Raw genomic sequence first — 11,710 nt, forward strand, 5'->3', positions numbered from 1 at the left:
GACCCGCGACCGGTGTTCCGCTCTGAGCTATGCCAGTTCCGCCTCATCGATGAGGCGGAACTGGCATTGGTGCGACGGACCTCCGCCATCCGACGGGACGGGTTCAATCCCGCCAGGGCACGAGCCACGAGTCGACCACGACCGTACCCGCTCCGAACTCGTCGTCGAACGCCGCCTGGATCGTTCCGTCTCGATCGAGCGGGACGAGCACCTCGACGACCTCGCCGTTCGGGCCGACCGAGAGCAGGTCCGACCGGCCCTGCGTCGCGATGGTCTCGGCGATGGCGGCGAGCTCCGACGCGTTCGCGGGTTCTGAGGCGATCGTCTCGTCGGGCTGCGCGGTCGGCGTCACCGGCGGCATCGGATCACGGGTGAGCACGAGCGCGCCGCCGTCGAACGTGCCCACCAGGCGCGCCCACCCCCAAGTCACCCCGCTCGCGGTCTCGAACCGTGCGGGGTCGAGTGCGGCGGTGTCGAGACCGCGGACGGGAACCGACCCACTGCACTGCGGCGGGTAGCTCTGCAACTCGATCGAGCAGACGTTCACCTCCCCGTCGTCGATGTGGAGCAACCCCGTGACCTCGTACTCGGCGGGATCACCGGCGGCCGGTGCGCTCGTCGTGGCGGGTCGAGCGGCCGGGGCGCCCGAGGCGCACGAGGTGGTGGCGAGTACCACCGCGAGGAGCGCGAGCGCCCCGCCGGGGCGAAGGGAATTCATGGACGGTACCTCCATCGTCCGAGATCGGTTGCTTCGTGCTGCCTTCGGTCGAGTCGATTCGTCATGCCGGCGCACCCCATTCCGGCCGATGCTCGACGAGCGCACGGAACGACGCCGCCACCGCGGGGTTGCGCAGGCTCTCCTCGCGGGTGACCGCCCAGTACGCGATGGGGTGGTCGTACTGCTCGGCGAGCACCCGGCGAAGGCTCGGTTCGCGGGCCGCGAGGAAGTCGGGCATGAGGCCGATGCCGGCGCCGGCGACCGTCGCGGCGAGGTGGGCGAACACGCCCGTCGAGCGCATGCTCGGCGGCGTCGGCGGCAGCTCGTCGACGGCGAGGTCGAGCTCGTCGATCTGCAGCGCCGACTCGATGTAGTAGTTGAGCCGGTGCCCGGCCATCTCGGCGATCGTGCGCGGCTCGCCGTGCTCGGCGAGGTACGCCTCGCTCGCGAAGAGCGCGAGCGAGTACTCGAGCACGGGAGTCGCGAGCGCCTTGCGCACGTCGGGACGCCCGACCGCGACCTCGATGTCGACCCCCGACCGGTTCTGCCGCACGCGCTGGGTCGCGCTCAGCAGCTCGAACGACATCCCGGGGTTCGCGACCTGCAGGGGTGCGAGCGCGGGCACGGCGTAGAGCGCGGTGAACGCGTCGGGGGCGGCGATGCGCACGAGTCCCGAGAGGCCCGGCTGGTCGACCTCGACGAGCGAGCGCATCTCGAGCTCGATGCGCTCGGCGACGGCCATCGCGCGCTCGCCGAGCGGGGTCGTCGCCCAGCCGCCGGCTGCGCGGATCAGCACCCGCCCGCCCATCGCGCTCTCGAGCGCGGCGATGCGTCGCGACACCGTCGAGTGGTTGACGCCCAGCACCTGCGCCGCCGCGGTGTACCGGCCGAGGCGAGCGACCGCGAGGAAGGTCATGAGCCATTCGGGGTTCGGGTCGTGGGTCGGCGTCGTCATCCGACCATCGTGCATGAATGCACAGCGATGGTGCAAGATTCGCGGTCGAATCGCGTTGAATGTGCGTTCATCGCGACTCTATGGTGATTCAGCGCGGCGCCTTGGGGGAGGCGCCGCCACACACGTCGAAGTCAAGGAGGACACGATGGCGACGATCGCATGGATCGGTCTGGGCAACATGGGCGGTCCGATGACCGGCCGGCTCATCGAGGCGGGGCACGAGGTCGTGGGGTACGACCTCGACGAAGGGGCGAGCCGCGCGGCCGCCGAGCGCGGCGTGCGCCTCGCGGCATCCGCCGCCGAAGCGGTCGCGGGCGCCGACGCGGTCTTCACGATGCTGCCGAAGGGCGACCACGTGCGCGCCGTCTACGAGGGCGAGGGCGGCGTCTGGGCGAACGCCCCGCAGACGGCCCTGCTGCTCGACAGCTCGACCGTCGACATCGAGACCTCGCGCTGGTGCCACGAGGGCTCCGCCGAGCGCGGGTTCCGCTTCGTCGACGCCCCCGTCTCGGGCGGCATCTCGGGTGCCGCGGCCGGCACGCTCACGTTCATGCTCGGCGGGGCCGAGGCGGATGTCGCTGACGCCGCCGAGTTCGTGCGGCCGATGGCCGGCAACGTGTTCGCCGTCGGCGGGCCCACGCAGGGCATCGCCGCGAAGCTCGCGAACAACATGATGCTGTTCATCTCGCTCGTCGCCGCGGCCGAGGGCTCGCAGCTCGCCTCGAGCCTCGGCATCGACCCGCAGGTGTTCTGGGACATCGCTCGCGTCTCGTCGGCCGACTCGTGGGCGCTGCGCACCTGGTACCCGGTACCCGGCATCGTCGACTCGGCCGCCGCGAACCGCAACTTCGACGCGACCTTCGCGACGACCCTCGCCCTCAAGGACGTCTCGCTCGCGCTCGGCGCGGGGGATGCCGCGGGGCTGAAGCTGCCCGCCGCCGCGCTCGCGCGCGACCAGTTCGAGGAGCTCATCGCCGAGGGCCTCGGCGGCAAGGACTGCAGCCTCATCGCCAAGCTCGTGCGCGCCGACGGCGCGGTCGCCGGCTACACCGCCACTCAGGTGGGTTGAGGAGCGACGGAGGAACGTCTCGAAACCCGCGCCTCCGGGCTTCGGTTTCGAGACGGTCGCTTCGCTCCCTCCTCAACCCGCAGATTCTTCGAAAGGAACCACCCATGACCGACACCCTCACCGCCGTGCAGACCGTCCCGCACGTCATCGCGGGCGACCGCATCGACGACGACGCGCGGCGCAGCCCCGTCTTCAATCCCGCCACCGGCGAGCAGACCGCCGAGGTCGTGCTGGCCGACGAGCTCCGCGTCGCCGAGGCGGTGGCCGCGGCATCCGAAGCCCAGAAGGCCTGGCGCGCCACCGGCCTCGCCAAGCGCTCGCACGTCATGTTCAAGCTGCGCGAGATCATCGAGTCGCGCAGCGCCGAGCTCGCGCGCATCATCACCGCCGAGCACGGCAAGACCGTCGACGACGCCCTCGGCGAGGTCGCCCGCGGGCTCGAGAACGTCGAGTTCTGCGCCGGGCTCATGCACCACCTCAAGGGCGACTACGCCGAGCAGGTCGCCCGCGGCATCGACGTGCACCAGGTGCGCCAGCCGCTCGGGGTGGTCGCGTGCATCACGCCGTTCAACTTCCCGGCGATGGTGCCGCTCTGGATGGTCACGACCGCGATCGCCGCGGGCAACGCCGTCATCCTGAAGCCGAGCGAGCGCGACCCCTCCGCGGCGGTCTGGATCGCCGAGGCGTTCCGCGAGGCGGGGCTGCCCGACGGCGTGCTCAACGTCGTGCACGGCGACAAGGTCGCCGTCGACGCGCTGCTCGACCACCCCGACGTGAAGGCGATCTCGTTCGTCGGCTCGACCCCGATCGCGAAGTACATCTACACGCGCGCGGCCGAGAACGGCAAGCGGGTGCAGGCTCTCGGCGGGGCGAAGAACCACATGGTCGTCATGCCCGACGCCGACCTCGATGCGGCGGCCGACGCCGCGATCTCGGCCGCGTACGGCTCGGCCGGCGAGCGGTGCATGGCCGTCTCGGTGCTCGTCGCCGTCGGGCAGGTCGCCGACCCGCTCATCGAGAAGATCACCGAGCGGATGTCGCGGCTCGTCGTCGGCGACGGCACCGACCCCGCCTCCGAGATGGGGCCCCTGATCACGCGCGAGGCGCGCGACCGGGTCGCCGGCTTCGTCGACGGCGCCGCGAGCGACGGGGCGACCGTCGTGGTCGACGGCCGCGAGCTGCGTTTCGACGGCGAGGGCTTCTTCATCGGCCCCTCGCTCGTCGACCGCGTCGAGCCCGGCATGCGGGTCTACGACGAGGAGATCTTCGGCCCGGTGCTCTCGGTCGTGCGCGTCGACGGCTACGACGAGGCGGTCGCCCTCATCAACGCGAACCGCTTCGCGAACGGCGTCGCCGTGTTCACCCGCGACGGCAAGACGGCGCGCAGCTTCGAGTTCGACATCGAGGTCGGCATGGTCGGCGTCAACGTGCCGATCCCCGTGCCGGTCGGAGCGTTCTCGTTCGGCGGTTGGAAGGACTCGCTCTTCGGCGACACCCACATGTACGGGCCCGAGAGCTTCAACTTCTACACGCGCCGCAAGGTCGTGACCTCGCGGTGGCCCGAGCCGAGCGAGTCGCAGATCGACCTCGGCTTCCCGACCCACTGACGGCGGCCGCGAACGATGTCTCTCCGCATTCGCGGCGCCGTGCTCGAGGAGCTCGGGCGGTCACGGCCCTTCGCCGAGTCGCGTCCGATCACGGTCGGCGAGCTCGAGCTCGAGGGCCCCGGCCCCGACGAGCTGCTCGTGCGCATCGAGGCCGCCGGCATCTGCCACTCCGACCTCTCGGTCGTCGACGGCAACCGCCCGCGCCCGATGCCGATGCTGCTCGGCCACGAGGCCGCCGGCATCGTCGAGGAGGTCGGAGCCGCGGCATCCGCCGACGGCTTCTCGGTGGGCGACCGGGTCGTGATGGCGTTCCTGCCCCGGTGCGACGCGTGCGAGGGTTGCCGCGCCGGCGGCGCCCTCCCGTGCGTGCCGGGCACCGCGGCGAACACGGCCGGCACGCTCTTCGACGGCGGTGTGCGCCTGCGTCGGGACGGCGAGCCCGTGCGGCACCACCTGGGGGTCTCGGGGTTCGCGACGCACGCGGTCGTCGACCGGCGCTCGGCGGTCGTGGTCGGGCCCGACGTGCCGCCCGAGGTCGCGGCCGTGCTCGGGTGCGCCGTGCTCACCGGTGGCGGCGCCGTGCTCAACGCGGGTGCGGCGCGCGAGGGCGACGACATCGTCGTGGTCGGGCTCGGCGGCGTGGGCATGGCGGCGCTCATCACGGCGGCCTCGCTCGGGTACGGACGGGTGATCGGCGTCGACGGCGTCGCCGAGAAGCTCGACCGGGCGCGGGAGCTCGGCGCCGACGCGGCGTACACGCCCGATGAGGCGGTCGGGGCCGGGCTGCGGGCGTCGCTCGTGGTCGAGGCGGCGGGGCACCCGCGGGCGTTCGAGACGGCCTTCGCGCTCACGGCCCCCGGGGGTCGAACGGTCACCGTCGGGCTGCCGCCCGCGTCGGCCGTCTCGCAGCTCTCGCCGCTCACGGTCACCGCCGAGGCGCGCACGATCGTCGGCTCGTACCTCGGGTCGGCGATCCCGTCGCGCGACATTCCGCGCTACGCCGAGCTGTGGCGGCAGGGCCGGCTGCCGGTCGAGGCGCTCATCTCCTCGACCGTGGCGCTCGACGACGTCAACGAGGCCATGGACACGCTCGCGGAGGGGCGGGCGATCCGCCAGGTGATCCGGTTCTGAGTCCGTCTCGCGGGTTGAGGAGCGGAGCGACGTCTCGAAACCCACGGCGTATCGTGGGCAGCGAGAGCACTTCACGTCGACGAGGTCGGGAGGGCGGGCGCATGGCGAACATCGCGTGGATCGGGCTGGGACACATGGGCGGCCCCATGTCGGCGAACCTCGTGGCGGCCGGCCACGCGGTGCGGGGCGTCGATCCGATGACCGAGGCGCGGGAGGCTGCGGCCGAGCACGGCGTGCGGGTCGCCGACTCGATCGCCGAGGCGGTCGCGGGCGCCGACGCCGTCTTCACGAGCCTGCCGCGCAGCGAGCACGTGCGCGAGGTCTACGCGGGTGACGGCGGCGTCTGGGCGACCGCGCCCGCGGGCGCGCTGCTGCTCGACACCTCGACCGTCGACGTCGAGACCTCGCGGTGGTGTCACGAGGAGTCGTCGGCGCGCGGCTTCCGGTTCGTCGACTCGCCCGTCTCGGGCGGCATCGCGGGCGCGGCGGCCGGCAGCCTCACATTCATGCTCGGCGGCGATGCGGATGCCACGGCCGACGCCCGCGAACTGGTCGAGCCCATGGCGGGCCACGTCTTCGAACTCGGCGGACCGACCCTCGGCATCGCGGCGAAGCTCGCCAACAACCTCATGCTGTTCGTGTCGCTGCTCGGCGTCTCGGAGGGAGCCGCGCTCGCCGACTCGCTGGGGCTCGACCCGAAGAAGTTCTTCGACGTGGCGGCGGTGTCGTCGGGGGAGTCGTGGCCGTTGCGGCTCTGGTATCCGGCACCCGGCGTCGTCGAGACCAGCCCGGCGAACCGCAACTACGACGCGACGTTCACGACCGCGCTCGCCGAGAAGGACCTCTCGTTCGCCGTCGACGCCGGCGACTCGGCCGGGTTGCCGATGGCGGCGTCGCGCATCGCGCTCGAGCAGTTCGAGCGGCTCATCGACGAGGGCTACGGCGGCAAGGACTGCAGCCTCATCGCGAAGTTCGCGACCGCCGACGGCACCGTGGCGGGGTTCGAGCCGACGGCGTGACCGAGCCGGGGGTCAGCCGCCGCGCTGCACCGCCGCGATGACGTCGCTGAGCTGGTCGCGCAGCGCGCCGAGCTCGGCGAGGCTCATGCCGAGCCGCTCGACGACCTGGGGCGGGATCGACAGCGCCTGCTCGCGCAGCGCCCGCCCGGTCTCGGTGAGCGCGACGTCGAGCGCGCGCTCGTCGTGCGGGTTGCGCGTGCGCGTGAGGTAACCCTGCGCCTCGAGCCGCTTGAGCAGCGGCGAGAGGGTCGCCGGTTCGAGCTGCAGCGCCTCGCCGAGATCGCGAACGGTGCGCGGACTGCGCTGCCAGAGGGCGAGCATGACGAGGTACTGCGGGTGGGTGAGGCCGAGCGGCTCGAGGATCGGGCGGTACACCCCGATCACGCCGCGGGCGGCGACCGCGAGGGCGAAGCACACCTGGTTCTCGAGGGCGAGCAGGTCGATCGGGCCGTCGGCATCGGCGGGTGCGGATGCCTCGGAGCGGTCGATCTCGACGGTGGCGGCGTTCTCGGTCATGCCTCCATTATGACTTGTACGCAAATTGTTAGTACACTAATGATTGTGACGCGAAAGAAGAAGGCGGTCGATCCGGGAGCCCAGCGGGGTTATGCGGGCTTCATCGACCGGCTCAACGCCAAGCTGCTGCCGTACATCGGCCCGCCCCCGCTCGGTCCCTACGACGAGGAGCCGAGGCCGGCCGCCGCGCCGACCTGCCCGCTGTGCGGCGCCCCGATGGCCGACCACGAGATCGACCGCTCGGGCGAGCGCACCCAGCTGCACTGCCCGGTGCCCGCGGTGGCGGGGGAGTAGCTCACTCGAGGCGAGGCCGTGCGAGGTGCCGGCTCACCCACCGGTCGTACTGCACCCACGGATCGTCGACGCCGGTCGCGAGCTCGGCGATGTGCGCGAGCAGGGCGTCGTGCACGTCGAACCACTCGGTGCCGGCGCCCCGGTGCTCCGCGAACTGCTCGTGCCGTCGGCGCTCGAGCCGCCGCCCGCCGCGCTCGAATGCGAGCACCTCGTCGTGGGGCAGGCTCGCGACGCGCTGCCGCGGGTTCGCCGAGGTGCCGATCTTGACCTGGTCGCGATAGCGCAGGTAGTAGACGACCTCGACGGGGTCGTCGTCGACGGCGCGGTCGGGCAGTTCGCCGTAGCGCCACTCGCAGTCGGCGCAGATCCACCCGGATGGATAGTGCACTCCGATGCGCGCACCGCATGCGGGGCAGGGCCCCGGCAGCAGGTCGAGCTCGCCGACCTCGCGCGCGACCCAGTCGTACGCGACGAGCAGGTGACCCGCGCACAGCGCGAGCGGCGCCCCCGCCGCGACCGGTCGGGTGCACGCGATGCCGTCGGCCTCGACGATCGAGCAGCGCGCGGCCGAGGCATCCTCGTCGGTCAGGCGCTCGGAAACCATGCCGCAACCGTACGTTCGGCCGCCGACACGACCGCTCGACACCGGCCCGCGATAGGCTCGTTCTCCGACGTCGTGTGGCGTCGGACATCGGTGTTCGAGGGGCGTGAGTCATGGCGTTCTGGCGCAAGAGGCGGGCGAAGCGGTTCAAGCCGTTCGACCGCAGCGCGCTGCCCGAGGTCGTCCCTCCCACGTTCGACGAGATGCTCGCCGAAGGCCTCCTCGTCGCCGAGGCGGCCGGGCGCATGGCCCTCCGCAACCGCTTCGTGATGCACGCGCTGCGCGGTGACGAGCCGTTCGACAACGACCGCGCCGCGGCCGCCGCGCGCGAGGTGCTCTACGAGCTCGTGCAGGAGGCCGACGAGGTCGCCGAGCGCACGGCCGACGATCGCACCGTGGCCGCGAAGCGCGAGGGCCGCGCGTCGAACGAGCACGACTACCGCCGGGCCGACGCCGCCAACCTGCGCCGGCGCGAGCAGGTCTACGCCGCGATCGCGAAAGAGCTGTGGACGCGTCGCGGCGACCCCGAGTACCTCGCCGCCTTCGCCGAACGGGCCCGCAACGAGGCCTGGGACGACGTCGCCGGTGCGATCGACGCCCGCCTCGCGCGCGAGTGGGGCAGCGGCTGGCCCGAGATCGAGGTCGACGAGACCTACGAGGCCGAGCGCGACGACCGCCTCGCCGACCTGCTCGGCGACCTCGAGCGCGACCTGCGCGCGGCCGACGCCGAGCGCGAGCGGCGCAGCGAGGCGGCCGATCCGTTCCGGGGCTACGTGGGCTGAGCCTCGCGCGCGCGGTGCCACCGCCCGAGTGCTGCGGCTAGCGTGGTCGCATGCAGGCGCACGAGGTGGACTGGACCGAGGGTCGCTGGACGAGAGAGCCGTCGGCGATCCGCCGCGAGGGCGACGATCTCGTCGCCGGAGCCGTCGAGGGCAGCGACTACTGGCGCACGACGCACTACGGGTTCGTGCACGACGACGGTCACGGGCTGCTGGCCGCCTGGCCCGCCGATGCCGCTGTCGAGGTGACCTTCGACAGCTCGACGCTCACGGGCCTCTACGACCAGGCGGGTCTGCTGCTCTTCGCGGACGACACGCACTGGGTCAAGGCGGGCATCGAGATCAACGACGGCGTGCCGCATCTCGGCGCGGTCGTGACGAACGGCGTCTCGGACTGGTCGCTCGCGCCGGTGCCCGACTGGGCGGGCCGTGTCGTGACGGTGCGCGCGAGCCGCGGCGGTGAGGCCGGTGACGCCGTGACGCTTCGGGCGAGGGCCGACGACGGGCCGTGGCGCACCCTGCGGGTGGCGCCGTTCGCGCCCGTCGTCGCGGAGGCCGGGCCGATGCTGTGCGCCCCGCTGCGCGCAGGACTCGAGGTGCGGTTCACGCGGTGGGCGCTCGTGGCCGCGGACGTCGAGCTGCACGAGGATCCGCCGATCGGGTGATCCCGGGTTTCGAGACGCTCGCTGCGCTCGCTGCTCGACCTGCTGGCCGAGATCGTCGACGCCGAGTTCGGCTGTTCTGTTGTGTATATGTCAGAACTTAGTAGTCTTGACCGCGGAGACAGCGCAGGTGCGTCTCCGCGGTTGAGAGGAATCCCGGTTGATCCGAACAGCGAACGCCCCCGTCAGCTACGGCGTCTTCGAACTGTCCATCCCCGGTCTCGTTCCGCTGCCCGACGGCGAGCAGCTCGCCGCATGGGTCGCCGAGGCCGGCTACGAGGGCATCGACCTCGGCCCAGTGGGCCTGTTCGGCGACCGCGACACCCTGCCCGCGCTGCTCGGCCGCCACGGGCTCGCGCTCGCGGGCGGGTGGGTCGACCTGCCCTTCTCCGCCGATGACGCCGAGTTCGAGGCATCCTTCGCGAATCTCGCCCCCGTGCTCGACCTGTTCGCCGCCGCGGCGGCCGCGGCGCCCGCCGGGGCGCTCGCGCCCAAGCCGACGATCGCCGACTCGGGCGCCGCCGAGCGCAAGGCCCGCCCGGGCGGCGCTCCCGAGCTCGAGCTCGACGACGAGCGCTGGGCCCGTTTCGCCGCCCGCGTGCAGCGCGTCGCCGACGCGACCCGCGCCGCCGGCCTCGAGCCGACCTTCCACCACCACGCGTGCACCTATGTCGAGACGCCGCGCGAGATCGAGCGGCTGCTCGCCGACACCGACATCGACCTGACCTTCGACACCGGCCACCTGCTCATCGGCGGCGGCGACCCCGTCGCCGATTTCGCACGCTGGGCCGACCGCATCAACCACGTGCACCTGAAGGACGCCGACCGCTCGGTGCTCGCCGCGGCCTCCGGGTCCGACGACCCGATGCGCGACGTCTGGCAGCGCCGCGTGTTCGTCGCCCTCGGCGACGGCGACCTCGAGGTCGACCGCATCGTCGACCAGATCGTCGACTCGGGCTACGACGGCTGGCTCGTCGTCGAGCAGGACGTCATCCTGCAGGACGCGGCCGACGTCGATCGCGCCCGCACCGACCAGGTCGCCAACCGCGAGCGCCTGCGGCGGTGGTTCGCATGACCGGCTTCGACGCGCCCGACCGCACGGGCGAGCTCGCGGATGCGGCGGCCCACGAGCGCGTGAACCTCGCGGTCATCGGCCTGGGCGCGATCAGCCAGAGCGTGCACCTGCCGCTCATCCGCCGCAACGCCGACCGCATCGCACTGACGGCCGTCGTCGACCTCTCGCCGTCGCGCGCGCGGGGCTTCGCCGAGGCCGCGGGCACCGGTGTCGCCGCGTTCGACTCGATCGACGCGCTCCTCGCCGCGGCGGCCGCGGGCGAGGTCGTCGTCGACGGCGCCGTCCTCGCGACGAGCGGCTCGCACGCCCCCGACGTCGCGAAGCTCGTCGCCGCGGGCATCCGAGTGCTCGCCGAGAAGCCGCTCGCGTTCTCGCTCGCCGAGGTCGAGGCGCTGCGCGCCGTGGCCGACGAGCGAGGCGTCGACCTCGCCGACTGGGTGCGGGTCGGCTACATGAAGGAGCACGATCCGGCCTCGGTCGAGGTGAAGGCACTGCTGCAGCGCGTCGAGCTGCGCGCGGTCACGGTCGAGGTGCTGCACCCCGCCGACGGCGCCCAGCTCGCGTTCGCGAACCTCCAGGCACCGCCGACCGACGTGCCCGCCGACCTCCTCGCGACGCTCACCGCGGCGACGGATGCCTCGGTGTCGGCGGCGATCGGCGACGCCGACGGCGACCTGCCCAAGCTCTACACGAACGTCGTGCTCGGCTCGATCGTGCACGACATCGGCCTGCTCCGGCACCTCGTGGGCGGCATCGGCACGGTCGACCGCGCCCGTCGCACGGGCGGGTTCCCCGGCTCGCTGAGCCTGGGCGGCACCCTCGCCGAGCACGCCGACGTGCCGTGGTCGGTCGACTGGCACTTCATCCCGCGCTATCCCGAGTACCGCGAGACCGTCACCTTCCACCACGAGGAGGGCAGCATCTCGCTCGTCTTCGCGGTGCCCTACGTGCTCAACGTGCCCACCCTGCTCACCGTCGTCGAGAACGCCGACCGCCTCGGCGCCCGGCGAAGCGAGACGCGGTGGATGCAGGAGGAGGCGTTCGAGCACGAGCTCCGCGCCTTCGCGGCGCTCGTCGCCGGGCGGCCCGCACCCGGGCCCTCGGTCGCCGAGGGCGCCGCCGACATCGTCGTGGGCCAGCGCATGCTGCGCGCCCTCGCCGAATCCGCCGGCACGCCGATCGGCGCCGGCACCGAGGCATCCGCCTCAGCCCCCTGAGCCCTCGCGCTCGGGAGGTGCAGTGCCCGAACCGCAGCACCACCCGCCCGCCGGTCACCCTGCCGGC

13 protein-coding genes are annotated in these 11,710 nt (G+C 72.7%); 9 read left to right on the plus strand and 4 right to left on the minus strand.

Translation table 11 applies throughout. The features are described from left to right. Window positions 1-103: 103 nt before the first annotated feature. Window positions 104-718 carry a hypothetical protein gene (locus AC3RJ6_RS01435; protein WP_491425073.1) on the minus strand — a complete coding sequence of 205 codons (615 nt, stop codon included), beginning with the start codon at window positions 716-718 and terminating at the stop codon, window positions 104-106. Window positions 719-779: 61 nt separating this feature from the next. Further along, window positions 780-1,673, minus strand: coding sequence for a LysR family transcriptional regulator (locus AC3RJ6_RS01440; RefSeq protein ID WP_491425074.1), 894 nt, complete (start codon window positions 1,671-1,673; stop codon window positions 780-782). Between the two features lie 145 nt (window positions 1,674-1,818). Here AC3RJ6_RS01440 and AC3RJ6_RS01445 point away from each other — a divergent pair, with 145 nt between their 5' ends. From AC3RJ6_RS01445 to AC3RJ6_RS01460, 4 genes are all read left to right on the plus strand, one after another. Beyond that, a complete protein-coding gene (locus tag AC3RJ6_RS01445) occupies window positions 1,819-2,742 on the plus strand; it encodes an NAD(P)-dependent oxidoreductase (RefSeq protein ID WP_491425075.1) in 924 nt (307 codons plus the stop codon). A 104-nt stretch (window positions 2,743-2,846) separates the two neighbouring features. Next, a complete protein-coding gene (locus AC3RJ6_RS01450) occupies window positions 2,847-4,349 on the plus strand; it encodes a CoA-acylating methylmalonate-semialdehyde dehydrogenase (protein ID WP_491425076.1) in 1,503 nt (500 codons plus the stop codon). A 15-nt stretch (window positions 4,350-4,364) separates the two neighbouring features. Then, on the plus strand, window positions 4,365-5,480 hold the full coding sequence (locus tag AC3RJ6_RS01455) for an alcohol dehydrogenase catalytic domain-containing protein (RefSeq protein ID WP_491425077.1): 1,116 nt from the start codon (window positions 4,365-4,367) through the stop codon (window positions 5,478-5,480). Window positions 5,481-5,581: 101 nt separating this feature from the next. Then, on the plus strand, window positions 5,582-6,499 hold the full coding sequence (locus tag AC3RJ6_RS01460; protein WP_491425078.1) for an NAD(P)-dependent oxidoreductase: 918 nt from the start codon (window positions 5,582-5,584) through the stop codon (window positions 6,497-6,499). 12 nt (window positions 6,500-6,511) lie between these two features. On the opposite strand, the gene AC3RJ6_RS01465 is transcribed toward AC3RJ6_RS01460, so the two are convergent. Then, window positions 6,512-7,015 (minus strand): MarR family winged helix-turn-helix transcriptional regulator, encoded by a 504-nt coding sequence (locus AC3RJ6_RS01465; RefSeq protein ID WP_491425079.1) that lies wholly within the window; start codon window positions 7,013-7,015, stop codon window positions 6,512-6,514. 45 nt (window positions 7,016-7,060) lie between these two features. Here AC3RJ6_RS01465 and AC3RJ6_RS01470 point away from each other — a divergent pair, with 45 nt between their 5' ends. Further along, window positions 7,061-7,309 (plus strand): hypothetical protein, encoded by a 249-nt coding sequence (locus tag AC3RJ6_RS01470; protein WP_491425080.1) that lies wholly within the window; start codon window positions 7,061-7,063, stop codon window positions 7,307-7,309. Between the two features lies 1 nt (window position 7,310). On the opposite strand, the gene AC3RJ6_RS01475 is transcribed toward AC3RJ6_RS01470, so the two are convergent. After that, window positions 7,311-7,913: a GIY-YIG nuclease family protein gene (locus tag AC3RJ6_RS01475; protein ID WP_491425081.1), complete on the minus strand. Its 603-nt coding sequence runs from the start codon at window positions 7,911-7,913 to the stop codon at window positions 7,311-7,313. Between the two features lie 110 nt (window positions 7,914-8,023). Here AC3RJ6_RS01475 and AC3RJ6_RS01480 point away from each other — a divergent pair, with 110 nt between their 5' ends. The 4 genes from AC3RJ6_RS01480 to AC3RJ6_RS01495 all read left to right on the plus strand — a co-directional run bounded on the left by AC3RJ6_RS01480 (window position 8,024) and on the right by AC3RJ6_RS01495 (window position 11,643). Continuing rightward, a complete protein-coding gene (locus AC3RJ6_RS01480) occupies window positions 8,024-8,692 on the plus strand; it encodes a hypothetical protein (protein WP_491425082.1) in 669 nt (222 codons plus the stop codon). Between the two features lie 50 nt (window positions 8,693-8,742). Continuing rightward, complete coding sequence (locus tag AC3RJ6_RS01485) at window positions 8,743-9,354, plus strand: DUF1349 domain-containing protein (RefSeq protein ID WP_491425083.1); 612 nt, start codon at window positions 8,743-8,745, stop codon at window positions 9,352-9,354. Between the two features lie 157 nt (window positions 9,355-9,511). Continuing rightward, window positions 9,512-10,426 (plus strand): TIM barrel protein, encoded by a 915-nt coding sequence (locus tag AC3RJ6_RS01490; protein ID WP_491425084.1) that lies wholly within the window; start codon window positions 9,512-9,514, stop codon window positions 10,424-10,426. Beyond that, complete coding sequence (locus AC3RJ6_RS01495) at window positions 10,423-11,643, plus strand: Gfo/Idh/MocA family protein (protein WP_491425085.1); 1,221 nt, start codon at window positions 10,423-10,425, stop codon at window positions 11,641-11,643. Before AC3RJ6_RS01490 ends, AC3RJ6_RS01495 begins: the two co-directional genes overlap by 4 nt. Window positions 11,644-11,710 lie beyond the last annotated feature (67 nt).

Source organism: Agromyces cucurbitae, assembly GCF_058349945.1.

Excerpts from the sequence above, each read along its gene's own strand:
- AC3RJ6_RS01445 (WP_491425075.1), top strand. The coding sequence starts at position 1,819 with ATGGCGACGATCGCATGGATCGGTCTGGGCAACATGGGCGGTCCGATG.
- AC3RJ6_RS01475 (WP_491425081.1), bottom strand. The coding sequence starts at position 7,913 with ATGGTTTCCGAGCGCCTGACCGACGAGGATGCCTCGGCCGCGCGCTGC.
- AC3RJ6_RS01495 (WP_491425085.1), top strand. The coding sequence starts at position 10,423 with ATGACCGGCTTCGACGCGCCCGACCGCACGGGCGAGCTCGCGGATGCG.
- AC3RJ6_RS01450 (WP_491425076.1), top strand. The coding sequence starts at position 2,847 with ATGACCGACACCCTCACCGCCGTGCAGACCGTCCCGCACGTCATCGCG.
- AC3RJ6_RS01455 (WP_491425077.1), top strand. The coding sequence starts at position 4,365 with ATGTCTCTCCGCATTCGCGGCGCCGTGCTCGAGGAGCTCGGGCGGTCA.
- AC3RJ6_RS01435 (WP_491425073.1), bottom strand. The coding sequence starts at position 718 with ATGAATTCCCTTCGCCCCGGCGGGGCGCTCGCGCTCCTCGCGGTGGTA.
- AC3RJ6_RS01480 (WP_491425082.1), top strand. The coding sequence starts at position 8,024 with ATGGCGTTCTGGCGCAAGAGGCGGGCGAAGCGGTTCAAGCCGTTCGAC.
- AC3RJ6_RS01460 (WP_491425078.1), top strand. The coding sequence starts at position 5,582 with ATGGCGAACATCGCGTGGATCGGGCTGGGACACATGGGCGGCCCCATG.
- AC3RJ6_RS01465 (WP_491425079.1), bottom strand. The coding sequence starts at position 7,015 with ATGACCGAGAACGCCGCCACCGTCGAGATCGACCGCTCCGAGGCATCC.
- AC3RJ6_RS01440 (WP_491425074.1), bottom strand. The coding sequence starts at position 1,673 with ATGACGACGCCGACCCACGACCCGAACCCCGAATGGCTCATGACCTTC.
- AC3RJ6_RS01485 (WP_491425083.1), top strand. The coding sequence starts at position 8,743 with ATGCAGGCGCACGAGGTGGACTGGACCGAGGGTCGCTGGACGAGAGAG.